Source organism: Actinomadura roseirufa, assembly GCF_900659635.1.
In the GTDB taxonomy this organism is placed as follows: domain Bacteria; phylum Actinomycetota; class Actinomycetes; order Streptosporangiales; family Streptosporangiaceae; genus Spirillospora; species Spirillospora roseirufa.
In genome coordinates, this window is the sequence record NZ_CAACVB010000001.1 from 1 (window position 1) to 24,318 (window position 24,318).

The 24,318-nt window shown below is 69.7% G+C and carries 18 protein-coding genes, 1 tRNA gene, 1 pseudogene and 1 riboswitch; of the genes and pseudogenes, 6 read left to right on the forward strand and 14 right to left on the reverse strand.

The window, feature by feature from the left end:
• From E1291_RS00005 to E1291_RS44455, 3 genes are all read right to left on the reverse strand, one after another.
• A partial coding sequence (locus tag E1291_RS00005) for a glycosyltransferase family 2 protein (RefSeq protein WP_131735408.1) occupies window positions 1-1,633 on the reverse strand: 1,633 nt, incomplete at its 3' end.
• A gap of 245 nt (window positions 1,634-1,878) precedes the next feature.
• Entirely contained in the window at window positions 1,879-2,634 is a 756-nt protein-coding gene (locus tag E1291_RS00010; RefSeq protein WP_165494867.1) for a CHAP domain-containing protein, read from the reverse strand.
• Between the two features lie 12 nt (window positions 2,635-2,646).
• Window positions 2,647-2,801, reverse strand: a riboswitch (cyclic di-AMP (ydaO/yuaA leader).
• Between the two features lie 493 nt (window positions 2,802-3,294).
• On the reverse strand, window positions 3,295-5,172 hold the full coding sequence (locus tag E1291_RS44455; RefSeq protein ID WP_131735410.1) for a PP2C family protein-serine/threonine phosphatase: 1,878 nt from the start codon (window positions 5,170-5,172) through the stop codon (window positions 3,295-3,297).
• 293 nt (window positions 5,173-5,465) lie between these two features.
• Here E1291_RS44455 and E1291_RS00020 point away from each other — a divergent pair, with 293 nt between their 5' ends.
• Together E1291_RS00020 and E1291_RS00025 are read left to right on the forward strand one after the other, a co-directional pair.
• On the forward strand, window positions 5,466-6,800 hold the full coding sequence (locus E1291_RS00020) for a pyridoxal phosphate-dependent decarboxylase family protein (protein ID WP_131735411.1): 1,335 nt from the start codon (window positions 5,466-5,468) through the stop codon (window positions 6,798-6,800).
• 4 nt (window positions 6,801-6,804) lie between these two features.
• Window positions 6,805-7,272, forward strand: a complete 468-nt coding sequence (locus E1291_RS00025) for a GNAT family N-acetyltransferase (RefSeq protein WP_207400471.1) — start codon at window positions 6,805-6,807, stop codon at window positions 7,270-7,272.
• Here the strand turns inward: E1291_RS00025 and E1291_RS00030 are convergent.
• Entirely contained in the window at window positions 7,251-7,964 is a 714-nt protein-coding gene (locus E1291_RS00030; RefSeq protein WP_242613853.1) for a serine hydrolase, read from the reverse strand. The two genes, E1291_RS00025 and E1291_RS00030, sit on opposite strands and share 22 nt — an antisense overlap.
• Before the next feature lie 278 nt (window positions 7,965-8,242).
• Between E1291_RS00030 and E1291_RS00035 the strand changes: the two genes are divergently transcribed.
• A tRNA-Pro gene (locus tag E1291_RS00035) sits at window positions 8,243-8,316 on the forward strand.
• Window positions 8,317-8,409: 93 nt separating this feature from the next.
• On the opposite strand, the gene E1291_RS41650 is transcribed toward E1291_RS00035, so the two are convergent.
• Entirely contained in the window at window positions 8,410-8,550 is a 141-nt protein-coding gene (locus E1291_RS41650) for a hypothetical protein (RefSeq protein WP_165494868.1), read from the reverse strand.
• A gap of 231 nt (window positions 8,551-8,781) precedes the next feature.
• Between E1291_RS41650 and E1291_RS45355 the strand changes: the two are divergent.
• Window positions 8,782-9,929: pseudogene (locus E1291_RS45355) on the forward strand (IS30 family transposase); the annotation flags it as partial.
• A gap of 11 nt (window positions 9,930-9,940) precedes the next feature.
• Here the strand turns inward: E1291_RS45355 and E1291_RS00045 are convergent.
• Window positions 9,941-11,242 (reverse strand): pentapeptide repeat-containing protein, encoded by a 1,302-nt coding sequence (locus tag E1291_RS00045; RefSeq protein WP_242613856.1) that lies wholly within the window; start codon window positions 11,240-11,242, stop codon window positions 9,941-9,943.
• Between the two features lie 250 nt (window positions 11,243-11,492).
• Between E1291_RS00045 and E1291_RS41655 the strand changes: the two genes are divergently transcribed.
• Together E1291_RS41655 and E1291_RS00050 are read left to right on the forward strand one after the other, a co-directional pair.
• Window positions 11,493-11,669 carry a hypothetical protein gene (locus E1291_RS41655; protein ID WP_165494870.1) on the forward strand — a complete coding sequence of 59 codons (177 nt, stop codon included), beginning with the start codon at window positions 11,493-11,495 and terminating at the stop codon, window positions 11,667-11,669.
• A gap of 1,043 nt (window positions 11,670-12,712) precedes the next feature.
• On the forward strand, window positions 12,713-13,534 hold the full coding sequence (locus tag E1291_RS00050) for an alpha/beta hydrolase (RefSeq protein ID WP_131735413.1): 822 nt from the start codon (window positions 12,713-12,715) through the stop codon (window positions 13,532-13,534).
• A 1,215-nt stretch (window positions 13,535-14,749) separates the two neighbouring features.
• Here E1291_RS00050 and E1291_RS00055 read toward each other — a convergent pair.
• The 8 genes from E1291_RS00055 to E1291_RS00090 all read right to left on the reverse strand — a co-directional run bounded on the left by E1291_RS00055 (window position 14,750) and on the right by E1291_RS00090 (window position 24,067).
• Window positions 14,750-16,714 (reverse strand): ABC transporter ATP-binding protein, encoded by a 1,965-nt coding sequence (locus E1291_RS00055; RefSeq protein WP_207400474.1) that lies wholly within the window; start codon window positions 16,712-16,714, stop codon window positions 14,750-14,752.
• 52 nt (window positions 16,715-16,766) lie between these two features.
• A complete protein-coding gene (locus E1291_RS00060) occupies window positions 16,767-17,780 on the reverse strand; it encodes an MvdC/MvdD family ATP grasp protein (RefSeq protein WP_131735415.1) in 1,014 nt (337 codons plus the stop codon).
• A gap of 173 nt (window positions 17,781-17,953) precedes the next feature.
• Window positions 17,954-18,220: a hypothetical protein gene (locus tag E1291_RS00065; protein ID WP_131735416.1), complete on the reverse strand. Its 267-nt coding sequence runs from the start codon at window positions 18,218-18,220 to the stop codon at window positions 17,954-17,956.
• Window positions 18,221-18,301: 81 nt separating this feature from the next.
• Window positions 18,302-18,580 carry a ubiquitin family protein gene (locus E1291_RS00070; protein ID WP_165494871.1) on the reverse strand — a complete coding sequence of 93 codons (279 nt, stop codon included), beginning with the start codon at window positions 18,578-18,580 and terminating at the stop codon, window positions 18,302-18,304.
• Window positions 18,581-18,633: 53 nt separating this feature from the next.
• Window positions 18,634-19,797: a YcaO-like family protein gene (locus tag E1291_RS00075; RefSeq protein WP_165494872.1), complete on the reverse strand. Its 1,164-nt coding sequence runs from the start codon at window positions 19,795-19,797 to the stop codon at window positions 18,634-18,636.
• A complete protein-coding gene (locus E1291_RS00080) occupies window positions 19,794-21,107 on the reverse strand; it encodes a TfuA-like protein (RefSeq protein WP_131735419.1) in 1,314 nt (437 codons plus the stop codon). The genes E1291_RS00075 and E1291_RS00080 overlap by 4 nt, the downstream gene beginning before the upstream one ends.
• A gap of 325 nt (window positions 21,108-21,432) precedes the next feature.
• The gene (locus tag E1291_RS00085) at window positions 21,433-23,268 is read right to left on the reverse strand and encodes a non-ribosomal peptide synthetase (RefSeq protein ID WP_131735420.1); all 1,836 of its coding nucleotides are present in this window, start codon (window positions 23,266-23,268) and stop codon (window positions 21,433-21,435) included.
• A gap of 1 nt (window position 23,269) precedes the next feature.
• Complete coding sequence (locus tag E1291_RS00090; RefSeq protein ID WP_165494873.1) at window positions 23,270-24,067, reverse strand: thioesterase II family protein; 798 nt, start codon at window positions 24,065-24,067, stop codon at window positions 23,270-23,272.
• Window positions 24,068-24,318: the final 251 nt, after the last annotated feature.

Here is a 24,318-nt window from a genome sequence, read left to right on the forward strand (position 1 = left end):
GACCCCACGGGCCGCCCGGCTCGAGGACGAACGCCAGATGCCCGCCCTCGGTGGCGTAGGAGCGGAACCGGCCGGCGGCCAGGCGGGTGAGCCGCGGCCGCACCGGCAGCGCGACGCCGCCGAGCGGCGCCGCGCCGGCACCGTCCCCGGGCCTCGTGACGATCTCCTCGCCGTCCGCCCGCACGCGGAGCCGCACGTCCCAGACGGGATCGGCGAAACCGAACGGCCGGAGGCGATCGCGGGGGTCGAAGTCCGCCCGCCAGGCCAGCCGGTCGCCCCGGTGCTCGATCACCGCCTCCGTCCGCCGTCTCCGGCGCGGGCGCCGCCGGTCGTGGAACTCCAGCGTCGCGGTCAGCTTCGCGGTGGGCGCGATCCGGCCCAGCGGGTTCAGCACGTGCCCGGCCATGCGGGCACGGCCGCCGCGCATCTCCAGGCGGGTGACGGTGTTGGCCGGGCGCAGCTCCCCCACCGGCCGCTCATGGAAGCCGAAGTCGGTCACGTCGAGGACCCGGCGGCCCGCGCCCGCATGGACCGGCGCCCCCGCCCCGCGGACGGGCCCGGCGCCCCAGAAGATCCGCCCGTCCCGCTCCACCAGTGGCGACCTGAGCTCGGGGTGCCGGACACGGCCGTAGTCGGCGGCTGCCAGCGCGCCCGCGTGGTCGCCCGCCCGGACGAGGAACGCCGCGATCGCCGGCATCGGGTTGGCGGTCTCGAACACCCGCGGGTCCAGCTCGGCGAGGTAACCGGCCGCCAGCTCCAGGAACCGGGCCCGGTGCCGCGGCTCCCGGTCGCGCAGTTCCCGCAGGTAGAGGACCAGGTCGTGGTTGACGAACTTCGCGTCCTTGATCGATCGCAGCCCGTGCGCGCCGCGCAGCGCGAACAGCAGGTCGATGCGCCGGTGGATCTCCAGCCGGTCGGCGAAGTTGGCCGGGTCGGCCCGGCGGTTGGAGATCGACGGCGCCGGCGTCCGCTCCTTGACCAGCCAGTGGTAGACCCGGTGCGGGATCAGCGCGGTGCGCTCGGCCGCCAGGTACGCCTCGGCCGTGAAGAGAAGGTCCTCATAGTGCAGGTTCTCGACGAAACGGAGCCCGTTGTCCTCAAGGAAGCCCCGGCGGTACGCCTTGTTGGTCGACAGGGTGTCGTAGAGGAGGTCGGGGTTCTCCGCCAGCGACCCGTACACGGCACTGTGCCCGTACAGCCACGGATACCAGGGGCGGACGCGCTCCTTCGAACCTTCGGGCTCGTCCAGGAAGATCCTCTCGCAGAGCCCCGAGACCAGGTCGGCGCCCGTCTCCTCGGCGGCGGCCAGCAGGTTCAGGCAGGCGTGCCGGTCCAGCAGATCGTCGCTGTCGAGGAACATCAGGTAGCGGCCCTCGGACCGCTCGACCCCCACGTTGCGCGGACGGCCGCAGCCCCCCGAGTTCACGGGCAGGTGGACGGCCCGCACCCGGTCCGGGTGCGCGGCGGCGAGGTGGTCGGCCACCCGGCCCGTGCCGTCGGTGCTCGCGTCGTCCACGATGACGGTCTGCACGCCGCCCAGCGACTGCTCCAGCGTCGAGGCGACCGCCCGCGGCAGCCGCCGCGCGTCGTTGTAGGCGATCACCACCACGCTGACATCCGGGCGCACCCGCATGGGCCTCCCCTCCGCTCTCCGGCGTGCCAGGGATTCCTTTCCCGGAACGCCGCGCGGAGGTCCAAGACCGATCAAAGCCTGTCAATGATTGGCATGACCCGACATTGGTGATCACTCGGCGGTGGCGGCCACCGAGCGCCGCGCGGCCACGGCCCGGAACGCCGGAAGGCGCCCGGCCGTGAGGCCGGGCGCCTTCCGTGGGCTCCGCGGGTGCGCGGACCGTGACGCCCCCGTGGGGCGTGGGGTCACTTCCGGTAGTCGGGGTACCCGTAGCCGACGACCATGGACTTGCTGCGGACCCTGTTCTTGACGGCGTCGTCGGTGTTGCCCTCGACGGTCTTGATGGTGCCGTCGCCGTTGTCCTTCACGACGAAGCCGACATGGTCGATGTCACCGATGCGGCCCTTGGACCCGTTCTGCCAGTCGTAGAACACGACCGCGCCGGGGCGGGCCTTCTGCCCCCAGCGGTGGTTCTGCTTGAACCAGGTGGCGTGGCCGACGGTGTAGGCGTCCCAGCCCATGTTCTTGGCGCCGACCTGCGCGCCGACCCAGGACACGAACATGTTGCACCACGAGGCGCCGTTGTAGTCGCTGACCCGGCCGCCGTCGCGCTTGGCGGTCTGCTTGGCGTGCGGGGTCGAGACGTACCAGCGGGTGTACTTGGTCTGGCCGCCCTTGCCCTCGTGGATGCCGACCTGCGACTCGGCCATCTTGATGACCTCGGCGGGCTTGACCCGGTGCGGGGCGACCTTGAAGCCCTCACGGCGGGCCTCGGCGGTGGCCGACGGCTTCTTGACGTGCCGGGTCTTCGACGCCGCCTTCCCATGGTGCGAGACCACCGCGGCCTCGGCCGGGGTCCCGGCGGCGGCGTTCTCACCGGCGAGGGGGGTGAAGACCGCGAGGCCGACCGCTCCGGCCAGCACGGCGCCTACGGCGACGCCGACGGCCCGGTCCTCGGGGGTGAGGCTGTTCAGGGAAAGTCGATTGAAAAGACCGGTCATGCGGGGAATCTCCTTGTCTCCCATGACGCCTACCGGGTTAGCTGACGGATTCGGGCATGGAAGTTGCCCTACGGCACGCTCTGGGAGCGCGCCGATTCACCCCTGGAACCTGGGTCCCCGGCTCCGTCCGGTCGGGTGGACCTGGACGGACTCGGCCTGGCACCGCGCGGATCGCGATGCCTGTTCGGATGTGTCTCAGCGACTGATCTTGAGAGGGGCGCCCCCGCGGGGCGCGTGTCGCGGGCGGTGGCCGCTCCGCGATCCTCGGCCGCGCGAGTACGCGACCGGCGGCAACGCATGGAACGCGCTGCGTGATTCAGACAGAAGGTACCAACCTTCTCAAGAAAAGCAAATCAGGCACAAAACACTCTCTTGCCTGCTCAAAGCCCTTCCAATGGGGTCCCAACACACCACCCCGGGCGGGTCTTCCCGATCACCCTGGGCCCGGCGCGGCGGCGCACCGCCCGTCCGTCCGCAGGGCCCGCGCCACAGGGCCTCCACAACTTCGGCCGGGCGTCCATTTTTACCTTCGCGACCAGTCTCAGAGGCAGGCAAAGACGGCCGACGTCCGGAGCCGGAGGCACCCGGGACGATCTCCAAGGACCCGAGATGAGACCCGGGTCACGGAGAGTGATCACTCGGATGGCCGCGTGACCTGCGTCACTCGACTCGCAGGGCGAACAGCGTCGTGTCGTCCGCCGCGCGGTCGTGCTCCATCCGCGCCAGGACCTCGTCCAGCACGGGCTCGGGGCCGGCCGAGGCCTCCTGCAGGATCGCCGTGAGCCGCTCGATCCGCTCGTCCAGATCGGCGTCCCGGCGCTCCACCAGGCCGTCGGTGTAGAGGAAGATCAGGTCCCCGGCCCGCAGCCGCGTCCCGACCGTCGCGTACTCCCAGCCCGGCAGCGCGCCGAGCATCGGGTCCGGGACGACCTGCAGCGGCGCCGCCCGCCCGCGGCGCACCAGGATCGGCGGCGGATGGCCCGCGCAGGTCCATTCCAGGACGCGGCGGCCCGGGTCGAAGCAGCCGATCACGGCGGTGCCCGTCGCCGGCGGGTCCATCCGGCCCACCAGGTCGTTCAGCCAGCCCGCCAGCCGCCCCGTCGGCTCCCCCGTGCAGGCGAGCCCGAGCAGCCCGTTGCGGGTCCGCGCCATCGCCGCCGCGGCCGGCAGCCCGTGCCCCGCCGCGTCCCCGATCGCGAACATCGCCCGCCCGTCGGGCATCGCCTGGGTCGCGAACCAGTCGCCGCCGATCCGGGCGGTGCTCTCGGCCGCCAGGCTGCGCAGCGCGATGCCCAGCCCCGGCAGCCGCTCCAGCTCGTGCTCGTCCGGCAGGATCGCCCGGCGCAGCGTCACCGCCACGCGCCGCTCCTGCGCCGTCTGCGCCTGCTGCTCGAGCATCTGCCGGCGCGTCTCGGCCAGCGCCCGCTCCACGCCGCGCCGCCGGGTGATGTCCTGCGAGACGATGTTGATCGACACCGGCAGCCCCGCCGTGTCCAGGACCGGCTCGGCGAACACCCACAGGTGCCGCGCCGCGCCGTCCTTGCCGATCACCCGGTGCTCGGCCTCCACCGGCTCGCGGCGGGAGAACAGCGTCTGCACGGCCTCCTCGACCAGCGGCAGGTCGTCGCCCGCCACCACCTTCGGCAGGTCGTGCGGCATTGGCGGCACCTCGTCGGGGCGCAGCCCGTAGTTGGCCAGCATCTGCGGCGTCCAGTTCGCCTCGCCGGTGGCGAGGTCCCACTCCCCGAACCCCAGCAGCGCCAGCCGCTCGACCCGCTCCAGCCGCCGCGCCATCCGGTCCTCGCCCCGATGGAACCGCCACGTCACGCAGATCCCGGTGGGCACCGAGACGCACCGCACGCTCATCCGCGACGTGCGGGACAGCCCGCTCTGGGCGGTCGAGTACCTGACCCCCAGCCGCTCCATGGCCGTCCCGGTCTCGTGCACCTCGACGAACGCCTCGAACAGGCCGCTCATCGCCACGCCGGGCTCGGCCAGCAGCAGCCGCTGCCCGGTCAGCTCGTCCGCCCCCCGGCCGAAGAGGTCGCGCGCGATGGAGTTGAGGCCCGCGTAAAGGAAGTCGGCGACCCGCCCTTCCTTCCCCCGCACCGGCACCAGGTGCGCCGCCCCGTCCAGGGACACGTCCAGGACGGCCCGCGCCGTCGGGTCCTCCGGGACCGCGGCGAGGATCTCGGGGTCACCGCTGGTGTCCTCCGCCGTGACCCGGCGCAGCACGTCCTCGGCCCCCGACACCACCGTGCGCCGGGCGTCGGCGCCCTCGGCGCGCGGCGCGTGACGGCCCGCCACCACCGCGCCCACCCGCCCGGCGCCCTCCTCGAGGTCCTGGCCCCCCACCACCAGCGCCGCGGCCTCGGCGAGCTCCAGGTCCAGGTCGCGCGCCAGCCAGATCAGATGCTGCAGGGCCTCGCCGGGCGGGACGCCGAGCCGCCGGGCCAGCACGACCCGCGCCTCGGCCAGGACCGCGCGGTCGTGCGCGGCCCCCCGCAGGTCCTCAAGGTCCGGTACGGCCGCGTGCATACCCGGCTCCGCGGGCGTGCCCGGAGCCGGAGCCCCCTCAGCTTCCGCCACCCAGTCCCCCATTCGGCGTTGCGATGGCCCCGGGAGAAAAAGGTACTAAGGCCGACGATGAGGTATTCGTCCCCATCTCATAAGCAGTCCATATCTTTAACCGGGTTTTCCGTTCGAGCCGGAAGCGACCGGTTCCCGGGACTCTTCCCCGGAACATCCCGGCCACACCCGCCACACCCGCCAGTCCACTTCCACCGATTGGATCGCGACAGGGGTCCCCCACCGCCCCTAGCGTCACCAGCATGAACGAAGACCTCGCCCGGCTGCCCGGGCTGCTGTCGGGCTACGCCGCCGGCCTCCTGGACGGCCTGGACGGCCGCCCGGCCGCCGTCCAGCCCGTCCCGCCACCGGCCCGGCCGCTGCCCCCGGCGGCCGGGCTCGAGGGCGCCCTCGCCGACTTCGCCGAGCGCTGGGAACCCGGCTTCTCCGGCGGCGCCGGCCCCCGCTACCTCGGCTTCGTCACCGGCGGCACGACCCCCGCCTCCATCGCCGGAGACTGGCTGACCACCGTCCTCGACCAGAACCCGACCTCCCTGCTCGACTCCACGGCCCCCGACCTGGAGCAGGAGACCCTCGGCTGGCTCGCCGAACTGCTCGCCCTCCCGTCCCACACGGGCATGTTCGTCTCCGGCGCGACCATGTCCACCACGGCGGGCCTGGCGATCGCCCGGGAGTGGCTCGGCGAACGCGCCGGCGTCTCCCCGGCCGAGGACGGCACCGCGGCCCTCGGCGAGATCACCGTCCTGTCCGGCGCCCCGCACTCCAGCGTCGCCAAGGCGCTCTCCATGCTCGGCATCGGCCGCAGGCGGCTCCAAGCCGTCCCCACCCTCCCCGGCCGCGAGGCCGTCGACCCGGACGCCCTCGACGAGGCCCTCACCGCCCTCGGCGGCCGCCCCGCGATCGTCGTCGCCAACGCCGGCACCGTGAACACCGTCGACTTCGACGACCTGCGCGCCATCGCCGCCCTGCGCGACCGGCACCCCTTCTGGCTCCACGCGGACGCCGCGTTCGGCGGGTTCGCCGCCCTCTCTCCCTCCCACGCCGGCCTCGTCGCCGGCCTGGACGAGGCCGACTCCGTATGCGTGGACCTCCACAAATGGCTCAACGTCCCCTATGACTCGGCCGTCCAGTTCACCCGCCGCCGCGACCTGCAGACCCAGGTGTTCAAGAACTCCGCCGCCTACCTCGGCGCCCCCGGCGCCGCCGACCCCGTCCATCTCACCCCGGAGAACTCGCGCCGCCTGCGGGCCCTGCCCGCCTGGTTCACCCTCCGCGCCTACGGCCGCGAGGGCCACCGGGCGATCGTCGAGCGCAACATCGCCCAGGCCCACCGCCTCGGCGGCATCCTCGCCGCCTCCCCGGGCTGGCGGCTGCTCGCCCCGGTGCGCCTCAACGTCGTCTGCTTCGCCCACGACAGCCGGTCCCCCGAGGCGGTCATGAACGACGTCGCCGCCTCCGGCGAGGCGTTCGTCACCCCCACCGTCCTCTGGGGCACCCCAGGCATCCGCGCCGCCTTCAGCAACTGGCGCACCACCGACGAGGACGTGGACCGGGTCGCCCGGACGCTCGTACAGTGATCATGTGAAAACGACGATTACCTACCTGGAGATGACCAGCTCCGCCGACCTCGTCCCCGGCCGCCCCGCCCCCATCACCATGGAACCCGCCGCCCCATCCGTCACTCGTGACCTCACCTGCCGCATCGGTGTCCAGTACCAGTGGAAGAGCGCCTCCTGGACCGACGACCAATGGGCCGCCTACCTGAACGGCCCCCACCACTCCTGGGTCCTCAGGCTCACCGAGGACATCGGCCTCGCCCGCTACGCCATCGACGGAGACGACGTCGAGATCACCACGTTCGGCCTGCTCCGCGAATGGACCGGCCGCGGCGTCGGCGGCCACGCGCTCACCCTCGTCCTCCGCAAGGCGTGGGAACTCCTCCCCGACGCCCGGCGCGTCTGGCTGCACACCTCGACGCTCGACCACCCCAACGCCCTGCCGAACTACCGCGCGCGGGGCCTGCGCCCCTACCGCACCGCCGAGGCGTAGACCTGCCGCGTCAAGGACGTCACCCGCGCCGACCCGGCCCGGAAGGACGTCCCCACCGGCTGCAGCGTCAGCACGACGACGACGTGCCGCCCCACGATCCCGGTCGTGTGCAGCACGGGCCTCCCGATCCCGAGATCGGCCGCCCGCACCATCCCTCCCCCACGGCACGGCACCGCGGGCACGTTCCCGAACCCCGACCATCCCTGTTTCACCGCCCACGGCCGCTTCAACGCCCGCGGGATCCCGAACGTCTGGTCGAACCCGTCCGTCCCGCACGGCGTGGACCTCCGAAGCTGCGCCAGCACGAACTCCCGATGCGCCTTCGGTGCCCCGCCGACCAGATACCGGTAGGTCCGGACGACGTCCGCCGCGCTGAGCGCCGTGTACCCCCAGAACCCGGGCTTGTCCCGCGGCGGCGGCGCCGTGTCCCGCAACCCCGCCCGCCGCACCATCCGCTCGATGATCCGCGCCTGCCCGCCCCGCCTCCAGAACCCCGTGGCGGCCTTGTCATCGCTCGACCGCAGCATCAGCCCCAGCGTCTCCCGATCCGCGGCCGACACCGTGTGCTCGCGCATGTAGTCCAGCGCCAGCAGGATCTTCACCACCGACGCCGACCGGAACGTCTCCCGCGCCCGATGCTCCACGAGCACCCGCCCGGCCTTCAGATCGAACACGACCCACGCGGCGCGCACCCCGGCCCCCGCCGACGGCCGCGGAACCGGCCTCCCCGACCGCTCCGGCCCAGGCCTCACCGTAGGCGAACCAACGGACACCGAGGGCTTCGAAGAGGGCGACCCGCCCCCCTCACACCCGCACACCAGGACCCCGGCCACAACAGCCGGCCCCACCCGCGTCACTAACGAGAACACCGGCCATGCCTACCAGACCGGCCCCCCGCCACGGCACCGTAACCCGGTACGCACGACCTCTCAGACTGCGCTACAGTAATCACGCCTGCTGCGGCAGGCACCGGGACGTAGCGCAGTTTGGCAGCGCACTTGACTGGGGGTCAAGGGGTCGTGGGTTCAAATCCCGCCGTCCCGACAGAGAAGTACCAGCTCAGAGGGGCTTCGGAGATCGCTCCGAAGCCCTTTTTCGATCTTGAAGGTCGAAGGGGAGCCAAAAGGGGAGCCACCGTCACCCAACCGACGCCGACCCGCCCGGCCCGAACACCGCGTCGGCACCCTTGGCGATCAACGCCTTCAACTGATGCCGGTAGCCCCTGGTGACGGCCGGGCAGGAGTGCCCGCACAGCTCGGCGATCTCCTCGAGGGGCACACCCCTCCGCCCACCGAGCAGAACACCAAGCCGGTGCGTTTCCACGCCTCCCCCGCCTTGAGCCGCTGCGAGGCCTGCAGCACGTGGTGCCTGCGCAGTGTCTCCGCCGCCCGCTGCGGGAGTTCCAGTGTCCGGCGCGACTTCCGGGTCTTGGTGTCGCCGTGCGCCTGCACCGAGCGCCACACGCAGATGGCGCACATCGCGTGATCGAAGCCGGCCTTCGCCACCGGACGCCATCCGGCCTGGTCGTCCGGTCAGCAGGGGGAGCAGTGGCGGCAGTGGAAGCAGGGCGAGCCGATCAGCGCGATCGCTCGCAATGTGGGGGTCAAGCAGCAGCACGTGCGGCGGTTCCCGACTCAAAGCGGAGGTGTGCGGGTCCAGGTCCAGCGTCGTGCCGCCGGGCATGTGACGCTGTACGAGCGGGAGGAGATCTCGCGGGGCCTCGCGGCGGGGATGTCGGGCCGTGCGATCGCCCGCCGGCTGAACCGGCCGGGCTCGACGGTGGCCGGGGAGATCAGCCGCGACGGCGGCCGCGAACGCTACCGCGCCCTGGACGCCCAGGCCCGCGCCGCCCGCCTGGCGCGACGTCCCAAGCCCGCCAAGCTGACCGTCCACTCGCCGCTGCGCCGAATCGTCGAGGAGCGGCTGGAGTGCCGCCGGTCGCCGCAGCAGATCGCCCGCTGGTCTACCCCGACCATCTCGGCATGCGGGTCTTACACAAGACGATCTACATGTCGCTGTCCGACCCGCGGCGGGCACTGAACCGGAAGCTGACCGGGCAGCTGCGCACCGGGCGAACCATGCGACATCCGCGTGTCGTGCGCCGCCCCAGCGGCCGCGGGCAGATCCGGGACATGGTGCCCATCAGCCGGCGCCCCGCCGAGGTTGAGACCCGGCTCGTGCCCGGCCGCTGGGAAGGTGACGTGGTCATGGGCCGGCGTCCCTCCGCGGTCGCAACGCTGCTGGAGCGGACCACCCGCGTCGTCCGACTGGTCGCGTTGCCCGACGGCATCAAGACCCAGCAGGTGCGTCCGCATCTGGTTCGTGCCATCGAGCAGATGCCGCCCCCGATGCGCGGATCGCTCACCTGGGACCGGGGCCGGGAGATGGCCGAGCACGCCCAGCTCACCGCCCAGATGGGCATGCCGGTTCACTTCTGCCGCAAAGGCAGCCCCTGGCAGCGCGGCACCAACGAGAACACCAACGGACCGCTACCCCAATACCTGGGCAAAAGCACCGATCTCAGGCTCCTTGACCAGAACGACCTGGACCGGATCGCAACCGAGCTCAACGACCGTCCCCGCAGAATCCACGGCTATCGCGCACCGAGCGCGCTTTACGCTGCCCTTTGCGCTCAGGTCGATGCAACGACCCCCTGAGACCGCCATCCTTAAAATCGGGTGCGCGCGTTCACTCTCGCGGTGGACCGAACAGACTCCTCCGACTGCCCCCGGATGTTCCGCAGGTCCGCGCCCCTCAGGTCCACGCTCCGCAGATTCACACGCATCAGGATCGCGCCCTGCAGGTCGGCACCACGCAGGTCCACGCGCGACAGGAACACGCCCTGCAGGCCCGCACCTTGAAGGTTCGCGCCCCGCAGGTCCGCCTCCCACAGGAAGACGCCTCGCAGGCTTGTGTCCCGCAGGTCCGCACCTTGAAGGTTCGTGCCCCTCAGCTGAACTCGCTTCAGGCTCACCCTTCGCAGGTCCGCACCTTGAAGGTTCGCCCCCTGCAGGTCCGCGCCCTCCAGGTCCATCCCCACTAGGAGGAATGCGTCCCTTCTTGCTTCGGCGCGGCGCGGGTCCTGCACGCGCTCGCTCGACCGACGCGCGGGCATCTCCGCTTCCGCGCGTATCCCGTCCGCGTGCTTCAAGCCCGCAGATCGCAAGTCCGCACCACGCACATCCGCACCACGCAGGCTCGCACCGCGCAGGTTCGCATCCTCCAAGCCGGAATCCCGCAAGTCCGCGCCCTTCAGATCCGCGCCTTCCAGATTCGTCCCGCGCAGGTCCGCAGTGCGCAGATCGGCGCCGTTCAGCCGGGCGCCGGCCAGATGAAGGCCACTGAGGTCCAAGCTGCGACGCTCAGGGCGGCGGGGTCGTACGGCCAGCGCGGTCAGGGCGGCCTGGACATCTGCCGCAGGCCGCCCAGGCAAAGACGGCCGGCGCGACAAGCTCGGTTCACGACCGTCGAGGCGGGCCCGCGGCGCCCGGCGGCGAACGAAGGCCTCCAACACCTCCACGACGTCATCGTGATGAGCGCGGGAATCAGCGGTGACATGGGCCAAGGCATGGATGCCGCCGAGCCGGGCGTCGATGTCGGGGGACCCCAGCCGTTCCAGGGCCTTGGTGAACCGGTCGGTCACCTGCCCACGGTGCGACAGCCGGTAGTTGCGCGCGGTGTACAGCAGGGAGATCGCCACCACGATCGCACCACCGGCCGAGACCACCAGCAGCCGCGCGTTATGCCGATCCTTGGGATCGGTCACCCCCATCCAGCCGGGCATCTTCCACAACGCCACCCCGTAGGCCACCGCCAGTCCGGCCAGGCCCAGCCCGGCCAACGCCACCCCGGCGCCGCGCGCGGCCGGCCGCGCCAGCTCGTACTGCCACCGCCGTCGAACACGCCTCATCAACTCCACGGCAAACCAGTCAACGAGCGTCCACCCCTGGACCGCCGACCATGGCCACATCCGGATCACGACCATCGTTTCCCGACACCCCCACCACCATCTCGCCCACCTGCACGCGCCCGCGCGTAGGGCGACCCCAGAAACTCCCCCATGTTTGGATCTTCGGCAGAAGCCGGGGGTCTGCAGCCCTGCGGGCTTCAGGTCCTGGACGGGGTTGCCCGAGAACCTCATGCCGCCGATGAACGGCCGTCCTGGCGCCCTCGATGGCGGGGACGAAAGTCCGTGGTTGACGACGCGAGGGGCGGTCGCCATGGCGGACACGGGTAACAGCCGGGCCGGTTCCGGGGGTCGAGTGATCGCGCTGCGACCGGACGCCGAGCGGTACACCACGGTGGCGGGCGCCGCCACGGCGATCTCGGCCGAGTGGACGGCGGCCGCGGTCGCGGGCACCGTGGCGGCCGCCGAGCGGGCTCTGGCCGACGTCTAGCAGCATCTCGACCGGTGGGCCCTGAGCTCCAACACGGTCGAGGCGTACCGGCGGCACTGCCGCGCGTTCGTGGCGTGGCCGGTGGAGGAAGGCGGCGCGGAGGAGCGCTCGGACGCCTTCCGGGACGTGGTCGGCGCCGACGCCGCGGTGAGCACGTGGCGCGCGGACCTGGTGGACGCTCGGGCCTCGGTCTCCAAGGTCGACCAGGCGCGGGCCGCGCCGGCGCTGATGTACGGAGCGTGCCGGGCTGCGGCTGACGATCAAGCAGCTGCGGGTGACGCCGCCCGGGGAACCGGTCGCGCTGAACGATCGGCAGGCCGGGGGCGGCGCGGCGGCGTGGGGCCCGGGACTGGGCGATCGTCGCAGTCCTGCTGTACTCCGGCGCCCGGGTGGAGGAGTACGCCCGCCTTGAGACGGAGGACGTCCCGGTGACCGCGCGGACCGGCGGCGTGCGCCTGCAACGGCAAGGGCGGCCAGGTGCGCACCGTGCCGCTCCCGGCGCGCGCGGCGCTGCTGGACTAGCTCGCCGGGCGCGGCCGCGTCGACGGGTCGCTGTGGCTGGGACCGGCGCGGCCCCCTGACCATCTCCGGCCTCCCGCAGGTCGTGCTCGCGGTCGTCCGGGCTCGCGGGGCCGCGGCCGTACGTCCTCCGCCATACCCACGGCACCGCGCAGGTGCGGTACCTGCTCGGGCGCGCCTCGGTGGCCACCTCGGGGCGCTACTTCCGCGCCAGCGCGGCCGAGGTCGCCGAGTTCGTCGGGGCTGTCTTCGACCGCTGACGACTCCGGACGTGGGACGCGGGTGGGTGCCGGTGTCGCGGCCGGCGGCGAAGAACTCGTCCATGGGGTTGCGAGCCTGGCCGGTGGGCGGCTCGGCAGCACTGTCCTGATAGCCGTGACATTGGCGTCATGGCTATCAGGAAGGCGAAGGGACTGTTCCAGGAACACGGACGGATGTCGGTCGACGGGCTTGCCAATGCCGCCAACGCCTGTCCCTCACGGTAATGCCACGAGCGATCCTCATAAAGCGCTAGCATGTCCTTCATGAAAATGCGCGCCCTCGCTCTGACTGGTCTAACCTGCGCCGCTTTCGCGATGAGCGCATGTTCCGATAAAGAACACCGTAGCGTTGCGGCAGATGCCAAACTCGAAGCTCAGTGCGAATCGATTCCATCGGACGCTCGTCGCCTCACTCTCAAGGCCGAAGACGGCTTTAGTCTAGGTGCAGCGATTATTGGCCAAGAAGGCATGTCGGTCGGCGTCGTTATCAGCTACGGCGCATCCCAAACTCTCTGCGACTGGCTAGGCGAAGGGAGAAGGCTGGCCGCCGCGACCGGATCGAGGGTTCTCATTGTCGATCAAAGAGGCGCAGGAGCCAGTCCAGGGAAAGAAGATATACGAAAACTCCCCGGAGATGTGGTTACGGCCGGAAAATGGCTGAAGAGTCACGGCGCCCATCGCCTTGTCTTTATAGGGTCGTCGATGGGCGCCCCCATAGCACTGTCCGCCTCAACTCCCACGGGCCCGCGTGAGGCAGTTTCCCCGCGCGAGCAGAGTGCTCCGGTAATGGGGCGTGACGTGTGTGCCGCTGTCGCCATTTCGCCAGCTTCTTCCATTGAGACGAAGGCGGGCCAAGTAAGCGCGCTGGCCGCCAGTTCTTTCCCGGCTTCTCTGTGGATAGCCTACGAGAAGGGGAACAGGAACGTATCCAGCAATGCTGTGACTTTGGCCAAGCGCCTGAAGGATGCGGGTTCCCCGAACGTACGCACTCTGGCGGTCGACGGAAACGACCACAGCATCGGACTCGTCAAGGGGCATTCTTCAGTGCGTCGCTTCACTGACGAGGCCGTGCGTTCATGCCGGTAGACGGGGCTGGATCGTTAGAGGCCGCGCTGCCCCCCAGCCTCAGCGGCCCGTCCTGGCGGCCGCGCTCGACGAGGTGGCCCAGCACTGGCAGCTCATGCAGGAACGGGCACGGCGAACCGGTCGCAGCGCATGCAGACCGCAGGCGCAAGGCCGCCGAGGACGGCCGACGCCCTCTGCAGAGCCGGGAACGGTCCTGAAGGACGGCCCCATCAAGGGCGCGTTCACCATCGCCGGCCGTACGCCCGACGACAAAGAGGTCATCACTGTGCGCTGCTCTGCACAGTCCGGCGGGAGGGTCGCCGGCATGGCCCCGGATGCCAGACGCGGGCGGCCCCAGATGGCCCCACCCACTCCGACCGTCTGACCTGCGAGGTGATCCTTCCCGGCGTAGTCCGGCCGTGCCCCTTATCGACCGGCGGCCGCCGCGCCGCGAGCGGGGGGCCACGCTCGGCGGGGCGGCGCTGGTCGTTCGCGCGTTGCTCCCCGGACCGGCGGGGGGCGAACCGCGGTCGGGTCGACCGGCGCGGGCTACGTGCACGGCTACGCCCGCGTGGAGCGCAGCGACCACCTGTGCGAGGAGTGCTGTCATGGGTGCAGCACATCGCGCCCGGGTCCGCCCCGGGTCCGGGGCGAGTCCGCCCGTGGTCCGGCTTGGGTCCGTTCTCGCGGCGGGGACGTTACCGCAGGTCAGGTCATCCCGGCGTCGCGCTGTTACGGGGTTCGGGGCGGCGGGAGGTCGCGGGCGGCTTGTCGCTGCGCCCGCTGGTCGGCTGAGGCGTCAGACTTCACGTTCGATCAGCTCCCTCGCGGACCTAACGCCAGAATCTGGTCCGATCCTCCTTGCGGGGCCCGACGCTTTTGTGTCAGTGGTTGGCGATTTCAGGTGCGGCTAGGTTGCGCCGAGAATGTCGCGGCGGGTCAGACCGCGATGAAAACCTGGTCCAGCTCTAGGGTTCCTTCCCAGCGTCTCTGGGCGGAGCGCCACCAGGTTTCGTACTGCTGAGCGCGTTCTTCGAGCAGGTCACTGGTGTGGTTGCAGCACACAGCGTCAGGGTGGAGTTCGCTGTGCTGCTTGCCGACCCAGCGGCATAGCCGTTTTCAACAGCTCGTCCACGCTCGTGATCCTGGATGTAGAGCTTGACATTCCTTGTAGCGCCGTTGTGATCGAAGGCTACGGACCGCGTGTACTGCTGGGCGAGGCTGGTCATCCTAAAGTCACCACGTGGGTGATGCTGGGTTTGTGGTTTGGGGACGGTCGGAGGTTCGGGTGAACTGGGCGGCCTGGATTTCGTACAGGGCACGGAAATGGCCCTGGGGCAGGGCCAATAGGTCGTCGGGGGTGCCGGATTCGATGAGCCGGCCGCGGTCGAGCACGTACACGAGGTCGGCGTGGCGTACGGACGCCATTCGGTGGGTGATGAGGATGATGGTTTGTCCGCCCTCGGCCAGCTCACGGATCTGGTCGAACACCCTTTGTTCCTCACGGGCGTCGAGTGCGGCCGTGGGCTCGTCGACGATGAGGACCTGAGCGTCCCGGTAGTGGGCTCGGGCGATGCCCAGGCGCTGCCACTGGCCGCCGCTGAGTTGGTGGCCGCCCTGGTATCCCCGGGCCAGCAGGGTGGCCCAGCCGCGGGGCAGGTCCTGGATTACCGGGGTGGCGCCCGCCTGGTCGGCGGCGGCTTTCAGCCGGCCGTCGTCGTCGGGGGCGCGGGAGTCGCCGATGACGACGTTGACGCGGGCGGTGAAGGGCCAGCGCTTGAAGTCCTGGGCCACCATGGCGATCCGCTCGAACACCTGCCGCCGGTCGGCACGGGAGGTGGGGACGTCGTCCCAGGAGACGCTGCCTGTGTTCGGGAGATAGAGGCCGGCGAGCAGCTTGACCAGGGTGGACTTGCCCGAGCCGTTCTCCCCGACCAGGGCGGTGATCCGCCCTGTCGGGATGGTGAGCGAGACGTCGTCGAGCGCCGGGAGTGTCGTCGTCTCGGTCGGCGGATAGCGGAAGGTGACCTTGTCGAACGTGATGTGGCGGGGGTGCCGCGGCACGTCCAGACCCCCGGCCGGAATCGCCCAGTCGGCGGCTTGGACGCGCAGGCGGTCGAGGTCGCCGACGAACAGGCTCTCGTCATAGAGGTTGTTGATCGCCTGGACCATGCCGCCGAGGCTGGCCGTGCCGGTGCGCAGGGCGAGCAGGGCGGTCCCCGCGACGGACATCGGCATGGCGCCGCCCCAGGCGAGGGCGCCCAGTGTGAGATAGGTGGTGGTGGCGGCGAGGCCGGTCCAGGCCGCGGCCCACAGGCCGGTGCGCGCGTCCAGCGTGGCCAGCCGAGTCTGTTCGGCCTCGGCGTTGGCGGACATGTCGCGGAAGTGCTTGAGCAGGAAGGGGCCGACCGCGTGGACCCGGATCTCCGACGCGGCCTCGACGGCGGTGAGCTCGGTGCTGAAGACCCGGCCGGCCCGCGTGTGCTGCACCCAGGTCTGGAAGCTCTCGTAGCGGCGGCGGCTGATGACCAGCGTTCCCCACATGCGCGGGACGATCATCAGAGCCAGCAACGGCAGCAGTACCGGATGCAGCACGGTCAGCACGCTCGCGGCGGCGACCAGGGAGAACAGTGCGGTGATCACACGTGTGCAGTGGTCGACCATCCGGCGGGCGGCGGGCGCACCGAACTGGGCGGTGTCGAGCAGCCGGCGGAACCGGTCGTCCTCGATCGCTGCCAGTTCCACCCGCGAGGCGCACGTCAGGTACTGCTCGGCGGCCGCCCGCTCCACCTTGGGTTCGAGCCGTCCTGAGCCGTAGGTGGACGCGGCGGTGAGCAAGGCGCCCAGTACCGCGGTGAGCGCGACGAGCACGAGGGACGGCAGGGCATGGCGGAGCCGGTCGGCCGCGTCGCCGTCGGCGAGGACGGCCGCGAGCGCGGTGTTGACCGCGACCAGGCCGACGGCCTGTGCCAGACCGCGCCCGATCTCGGCGCCGGCGACCATCCGCACGGCGGGCGCGTCGGCTTCACGCGCGAGCCGGACGGTGGTGCGGACGAGCGGAGGCAGGGTCCGCACCACCGACCAGAGGCCGAGCCGGGCGAAGGCGCCCTCGTGGGTGCTCGAACCGTTGGCGTAGAGCAGGGGGCCGCCGAAGAGAAGCCGCTCCGAGGAGGAGGTACCAGGCGGTGGATGAGTCTTCACTGGGGACCTTACGACATCGGACGGAAGGCGAGGCGGAACTACGGGGTCTCCGTCAGGAGTTCCGCACCATGATGTCGACGAAGGCCTGCATGACGCGCAGTTGCGGCACCCATTCCTGGATGAACAGCCACTGGCCGTTCGGATTGACCTCCAGGAAAATGTACTCGTCATCGGGCGTCACGATGAAGTCGAAAGCCCCGAAGCGCAGGTCGAACTCGTCGAGCAGCTTGAGGCAGGCGTCCGCGATGGAGTCGGGGAGTTCACCGGCGGTAGCGTCGGGCAGCGAGTCCGAACGACGCCAGTCGTACCGGGTGAGGTCGTTCTTCTGGGAGTCGATCTGGCAGGTGAAGATCTGGTCCTCGAAGATGGTGACCCGCAACTCGTGCTTCTTCTCCACGAACTCCTGGAACATGCAGGCGCTGTACCGCACGCTGTCGACGTGCTCCATGTCCTCGTCGGTGAACGGGCGGACGAGCGGCAGGCCGGGTACGAAGGTCTCGGCGGTGTACTCCTCCTCCACCTCGCCGGGCAGCAGAAACGGTCCCGTCATGGACTTGAAGACCATTCTCTTCGAGCACTCGTCGTAGAACTTGCGCACGGCCTCCGGATCGTTGGTGATGATGGTCTTCGGCGAGACGAGCCCGTGGACCGCGCCCCTGGTCATCTGAATCATCTTGTTGCCGGCCCGGCGAATGTTGTGCGGGTTGCTCATCCAATAGACTTCGGGATCGTTGAGGAGCAGCTCCCACAGCCCCTTCATGGCGTATTCACTCTCCCGCCTGGCATAAGGGAACTGCACCCGGGAGAGCGAGTCCGACGGGCGGGACACGTAGGGCTTCCTCCACCAGACGGCCTTGATGTCGTCGAGGTCGATCGATCCGTCCTCGGTGTGCAGAATGTTGGACCACTTCCCCTGCCGGAAGACCGAATCGACCTGCGCCCGCTGCGGAAGGTCCTCAGGGTAGAAGAATGCCGCCTCCCGACCGTTCCTGCGTAGGATTTCAGCGGCGGCGTAAGCTGTGCTGTCCCACCTGGCCGTGACCACCAGAATCGTCGCGTTGCCCATGACGTCACCCTTATCTCTTCGATCGAAAGACTTCACTGCCGAGCAGGAGAACCGGAGCGGGCCACCGGGATCGCACGGAGACCCGCCCCGGCTCCCTAGGCCCTGAGAATCACATGCACGACGGGATCACCGGGTGCACGAGGCCATTTCAGGATGTTTCCCGGAAGGGAACATCACTCGTCGTCCCACTGCCACTCGCTGTCACTGTCCGCGTCGGGAACGGTGTTGGTGCTCGAGTGGCCCGTGTCGGTGCCGGTGTGGGTTTGGGTGGACATGCCGACCGTCTTGAAGGCTTCGGTCGGCTCGGGGTCCATGAGGTAGTCGACGAGCCGGTCGAGCTGCTGCTTCGCGTCCCTGTCCGCCAGGACGTCCAGGGTGCCGTGGATGGGCTCCACTTCGCTCAGCAGATGGCCGGCCATGACCTGCGGTGCGGTTTCCATTCAGGACTCTTTCTGTAGTTGAACTCTTGGGTCGAGTCTCGCCTTCTGAGCTTTTCGTTAGGCAACTCCCTTCGTCGCGCTTCAGCCGCCGGCGACGGCAGCCGTGATCATTACTGTGCTACCGGGCGCAACGGCCGAATCCCCCGGACCCAGGTTGCGTACGTCCTCATCACCGACGTAGACACGGACGAAAGGCAAGGGCTGGAAATCCTCATTGACGACGCGCCCGGCGAGGAGCGGAAACGCGTCCTGCATGTTCTCCAGTACCTGACGTACCGTTCCTCCCTGCACAGAAAAATGTCGGACGCCTCCGGTGAACTGCGCCAAAGACGACGGCAGAGCGATATGAACGTCACCCACGGGATCACCTCGGACGGTTACAGAGCGGATGTGGCTGAAAATCCCGGCGCGGCTCAGGCGAGCGTCGCGGACGGCATGGCCCTCGGAATGCTGTTCCCACCTCTACCGGGGTAGTCGAGACCGGGGCAGACCACCCTGACCACCGAGAGGACTTCAGGCCGGGTGGACATGTCGGCGACCACCGGTGGCATCCCGGTCAGTCTTTCGACCCTGTCCGCGACTTCCTGAAGCTCTTTACCGAGATCATCGTGGGCGGCACCGTACCCCTCGGTCACGTCCGCGAGAGGCCGGCCTGAGACCGCGGACAACAAGGGATCGGCTACATGGGGCGGCTGGTAGTCGGACGGCAGATTGTCGCGAGTGGTGCATATCCTTGTGAGTCGTGTCTGGACCGCCTCGGTTATCGCACGGCTCATGGCGACGGTGACGTCCATGTGGGCACCGGACCCCGCCGCGACGAGCGGGTAGAGAGGGGACCAGATGAACGCCACGAACACGGGAATCGAGAGATCGTTGCGGATCATGGCCACCTCGCACTGCGTGCCCGCGTCGGCCAGCCGGTCGAGCAGCGACACGAGGTGGTCGTCGTCGACCGTGGACAGGTCGACCTGCACGCGGGAGTCCGGGCGGGAAGAGCTGAGGCCGGCCAGCGCGTGGCGTTCGATCACCTCGTAGATGCCGTGCAGGCATGCCTCAGCGAAGGAGTTGCCCGACGCGAGGCCATTGGACGTGGTCCTGAACACACGAGGTTCCCACAGGGTGCCGCCGACCGATGACAGACGCAGCAACTGGACGGGAAGTGGCACCGGATCCCCACCGGCCACCGTGCGTCCGCGCGTCCAGCTGAGCCGGACGCGTTCGAGCGGCTGGTTCAGCGGCGGAACGTTGAGCGCCCGGATCGGATAGGGCAGGTCGAGGTCGTGCGCGGTCGCTTCGAACTGGGGACATTCGAAGTTCTCCGCATGCCACATCTCGATCGATTCCATCGCCGCGGATATCCGGGCCAGGAGCGGGGTGGCGCCCTTGCCCTGGGAGGTGCCGTATGTCTCCGACAGGGGGCGCACCGCGACCATCACGGGGATGCCGATGTGGTCCAGGTGGGTCACGTCCGCGACACGGGTGATGCCGAAGTCCCCCAGCAGCGGCTCGATGCGCGACCACGTCGCTTCGGCCGATGCGGCGCGATGCGTTCCCCGAAGTACGATTTTCCTTGTCATGCCGATTCCGCTCGTAGGTGTCTCTGCTCCCTTATGGCTCCGACGATGAACGGCTGAAGCATCCGGACCGCCGTCTTGATGTTGGGAATACCGCGGCTGCGGTACTCGCGTGAGAGCTCCTCGGACGGAATCCTCCATATCTTGCACAGCAGAATCTTGCTGGCGTCCTCGGCGAGCACGGTAGAGATTTCCCCGCCCGCGGGGCCGGTGTTCCGGCTGCTGAATTCCTGCGTCTGCCGAAGATGTCGGGCAACGGCTTCGACGTCCGACGGCTCCTCCGCACTCAGCAGGAGCTCCACCTCGAACGGATCGCTCAGGTCGGGCATCGGGCAAAGGAAGTCGTAGAGCCAGTCCTTCTTCGCCTGCACCGCCTGGAGCGGGAATTCGTGCACGCCGATTTTCTTGGAAAGGGAGTCCTCCAGGCCGTGCCCGGGCCTTCCGGTCAAACCCGGGTGGTCACGCCTGTAGGTCTCCTCCAGATAGCGTTCCCAGACACGTGCGTAATGGGGGTTGAAGATCTGCTGGTACGCGAGACGCCGACCCAGCGGAGGAGTCCCGGTAAGACCAGCGAAATGGTTGCCCCATGTGCGAAGGAACATGGTCTTCCAGTCGGCGCCCTCCGCCCCCGTCACCCGTCCGACGGCCCCGGCGGCGACGAGGTGGCGTGCCGCGTCGACGGCGGAGAGGCAGTCCCTGCGCTTCTGGTCGAAGACGAGCGGATCGTCGGCCACCTGCCGCTCGTACCAATCCGCCAGATCAGGCCAGCCGGCCCGGCGCATGATGTGGAGGACACGTTGCTGTGTGCGTGAGGGGTAGTACTCGGAGCGAAGCGCGGAGATGACCTCGTCCACGTCACGCTCTCGCAGAACTCCCACCGCGCTTGCGGCCTTTGCCGCCGTGTAGAGGTTCACGAGAGGAACGCTGAGGGTCGAGTACGGCGCTTCGTCTTCGTGGGCCACCGCGACCGCGTCGTCACCGTCGAACACCCCGGCACGGTAGAGCTCGTAGACGACCCCGAGGCCCCGCATTCCGAAGGCGTCCAGTTCCAGAGCCCGTAGGGCGCCGATGCTCGCCGCGCCGATCACGGACACTCCCCGGTCCAGCGCGTGCAGGTATTCCTTGTGCCGCAGGCCCAGCCTGTGATGGTAGAAACCGTCGACGACGACCGCCGCGTCTCCGGACCTTATTTCCGAGGAGAAGAAGTCCCCATGAGACGCAGGCGGATGCATCACCACGTCTGGGAACCGCTGGAGTATCTCACTCGCCGGACACGTTGGTCCGACGTAGACGTGAACCCTTCCCTCTGTCACCGGTCTCCCTCTCCCAGAATTGCACAGGACACCAGACCGCCGTCATTCGCGATCGGCTGTTTCGAGATACGGAGCAACGTCCCTTAGAAGGAACTCTAGGGGAGATGAAAAGATATTTCCTGATCAAAATTGCGCAGTCCGTGACGGATGTTGCGAGGAACTTCGGGCCCGAGAACCGGTTGGGCCTCAATGACCTGCGTGCGCACACCACGCCATTGCAACCGGCTCGCGGGGCATGGGAATGAATTGGGCCTGGAGGATCTGAGAACGGACGTCCCGTGGTCATGGCGCGGGTGCCCTGGGGCAGGCGGGCTGCTACGGGGCCTCAGGGCGTTCCCACCGTTGCCTGTGGTCTCAACATGTCGACCCGCTCGGCCAGCTGGTCCAGTCGTGGGCACTCGTAGAAGGCGCTCAGCGGGACCCGGACGCCGAAGCCGGCCAGGACGGCGTCGCGGACCCGAGGCACGGTCAGGGAATCGCCGCCGAGCGCGAAGAAGTCCGCCTCGCGACCCGGCGGCCGCACCGAAAGGATCTGCGACCAGATGAGGGCCAGTCGCCTCTCGGTCGCACTGCCGGCGGCGGCATCGGCTCCGCCGGAAGCCCCGGCGCCGGGAGCCCCGGCGTCGGACTCCACGGCGGGCAGACGCCTCCGATCGATCTTTCCGAACGTGGTCAGCGGCATCTCGTCGAGCACGACGAAACGCGCCGGAACCATGTTCCGCGGCAGCCGTCGCGCGAGCGCCGCCTTGATCTGCTCCGGCGACATCGCGGCACCGGCGCCGCGTTGGAGATAGGCCACCAGTTGCGATCGTCCCTCGTCGATCTCTCTCGGCACGACCGCGGCGTTGACGATGTCCGCGACGTCCAGCAAGGCGGCTTCGATCTCGCCCAGCTCCACCCGCACGCCGTGCAGCTGGATCTGATGGTCGACCCGCCGGTGGAAGACCAGCTCGCCGTTGGGCAGCAGGCCGGCCAGATCGCCCGTCCGGTATATCCGGACCCCGGGTTCGCCGCACGGATCGGGGAAGAAGGCGGCGTCGGTCAACTCGGGCTCGTTCAGGTAGCCGGGTGTCAGGAACCGGCTGCGCACCCACACCTCGCCGAGCTCGCCATCGGTCACATCGTCGCCGTCGGCGGTGCGCAACACCACCTCGCGTCCCGGCAGGGGACGCCCGACCGGCACCGCGGGCGAGTGCTCGTCCTCCGGGGTGACCAGGTGGAAGGTGGCCGCGATGTTCTCGGTCTGGCCGTACATGTTGTAGATATCGGCCCGCGGGAAGGCGGCGCGCATCTTGGCGACCAGCGCCGGCCGCAGTTCCTCGCCGGAGACGGTGAGCGCGCGCACCTTGTCGAGCACGGCCGTTCCGGTGCCGTCCGCGGCGTCTATGAGCGCGCGGTAGAGGCTGGGCGCGGTCACCATGTGGGTCACGTCGTGGCGGAGGATCCATTCCACCACCGCGCGTACGTCCGACTTGACCTCTGGCGGTGGCATCACCAGGGTCGCGCCGCTGCGCATCGTGGAAAAGATCTCCACGGAGGCCGCGTCGTAGGTGAACTGCGCCCACTGGAACTGCCTCGCGTCCGGCGACAGGCCGACCTGGCCGGCGTACCACTCGGTGAACTGGTCGATGCCGCTCCGTGTCAGGACGATCCCTTTGGGCGTCCCTGTCGAGCCGGAGGTGTACACCACGGTCGCGGTGTCCGCCGGCAGCGTCGCCTCGCCGCGGGCGCGGCTGACGCGTTCAACGAAGGCCGTCGAGTCGTCGCCGATCCGCAACTGCCCCAGGTTCAGCTGGGCCAGGTCGGCGACCAGCCGCCTGCCCCCCTGACCGCTGTCGGTCATCAGGTACCTGGCGCCGCAGCCGCGGGCCACGTTCTGGTTCCTCGCGGCCGGCTGGCCGCCGTCCAGCCACACGAAGGCCGCGCCGACCTCCAGCGTGGCGAGGATCGCGGCCACCGCGTCGGGCCCGTACTCGACGCCTATCGCGACGGCCTCGTACGGACGCAGGCCGAGGCAGCCCAGCACTTCGGAGTACCGGGTCACGCGGCGGCGCAGGTCGCCGTAGGTGCGCACGCCATCGGCCGCGATGATCGCCGGCCGGGGGTCGTCCTCGCGGACCCCGCGCAGGGGGGCCAGTAGAGGGATGGTGTTCGGGTGCACGTTATCGCCCTTCAGTCTGACGGGCCGGATGGTCGTACCGGCACCGCGCCATGTCCGATCGAAGGAGTTCGGTGATGATGTCGCTCAGGCCGGCCGGGTACGCCGAGGCGATCAGATGCGGCGCCGGCAACTCGTCCAAGGTGAAGACCGACTCCGTGTACCGCCGCCACTGCGACGTTTCCGCCGCGCTGACCTGGCTGTCACCGGCACCCACCATCGCGTGCACCGGGCACCTGAGCGCGGGCCGCTCGGACTGCGGAAGCTGGCGCAACAGCTCGATGTCGGCCCGGACGGCGTCGAGCACGATGTCGCGGAGCTCGTCGCATTCGAGGATTTCCCGCGCGCCGTCGTCGGTACGAAGCAGCAGATCGGTCACCAGCTCATGGGAGACCGCGGGTAGTGGCAAGAACAGATGCGGTGGCCGGGCCGACAACAGCATCAATGCCAGTGCGGGCCGGTCTGGTTCGAGTTGCCTCGCGACCTCGGTCGCGAGCAGGGCGCCGAAGCTCTGTCCCAGCAGCACGATGGGCACGTCCGATCCGGCGGCCGCCCGGATAGCGTCCGCTATTTGAACGACCAGCGTCGGCAGGCCGGTCGGCGCCGGCTCGCGGTAGCGGACGAACCGGCCGGGCAGCTGAACCGCCCACAACTCGGCGTCCGGCGGAAGTGCGGTGGCTAAAGCGGAGAAGGAAGCCGCCGAACCGCCCGCGTGCGCGAAGCACACCAGCCGGTACCGCGGCGCCGACCTCGGACGAGGTATCCAGAACCACGGGCCGCTCGCGTCGGGGGGCGTGAACATGCGCATCTCCCGGAATTGGCCGACCACCGTCCATCGGAACCGATGAAAACGGGGAAAGTGGCCCCATAATCACGCCGGTCCCCGCGACGGTCAAGCGAACTGGCGGATCGTGCCACCGGTGGTTGTCATTTCGTCTATTGGCGCCGATACGAAAGGCGCGCTCCCGTTCGTCGTTGGTCGCAGAGCGTTGACGATCCGCGACCCGCGTTCATAGCTTTGATTCGCACGGGTGTCCGGCCGAGTGAGGAGAA

Excerpts from the sequence above, each read along its gene's own strand:
- E1291_RS00075 (WP_165494872.1), bottom strand. The coding sequence starts at position 19,797 with ATGACAAGGAAAATCGTACTTCGGGGAACGCATCGCGCCGCATCGGCC.
- E1291_RS00045 (WP_242613856.1), bottom strand. The coding sequence starts at position 11,242 with ATGTGGCCATGGTCGGCGGTCCAGGGGTGGACGCTCGTTGACTGGTTT.
- E1291_RS00090 (WP_165494873.1), bottom strand. The coding sequence starts at position 24,067 with ATGTTCACGCCCCCCGACGCGAGCGGCCCGTGGTTCTGGATACCTCGT.
- E1291_RS41655 (WP_165494870.1), top strand. The coding sequence starts at position 11,493 with ATGGCGGACACGGGTAACAGCCGGGCCGGTTCCGGGGGTCGAGTGATC.
- E1291_RS00065 (WP_131735416.1), bottom strand. The coding sequence starts at position 18,220 with ATGGAAACCGCACCGCAGGTCATGGCCGGCCATCTGCTGAGCGAAGTG.
- E1291_RS00060 (WP_131735415.1), bottom strand. The coding sequence starts at position 17,780 with ATGGGCAACGCGACGATTCTGGTGGTCACGGCCAGGTGGGACAGCACA.
- E1291_RS00010 (WP_165494867.1), bottom strand. The coding sequence starts at position 2,634 with ATGACCGGTCTTTTCAATCGACTTTCCCTGAACAGCCTCACCCCCGAG.
- E1291_RS44455 (WP_131735410.1), bottom strand. The coding sequence starts at position 5,172 with ATGCACGCGGCCGTACCGGACCTTGAGGACCTGCGGGGGGCCGCGCAC.
- E1291_RS00020 (WP_131735411.1), top strand. The coding sequence starts at position 5,466 with ATGAACGAAGACCTCGCCCGGCTGCCCGGGCTGCTGTCGGGCTACGCC.
- E1291_RS00050 (WP_131735413.1), top strand. The coding sequence starts at position 12,713 with ATGAAAATGCGCGCCCTCGCTCTGACTGGTCTAACCTGCGCCGCTTTC.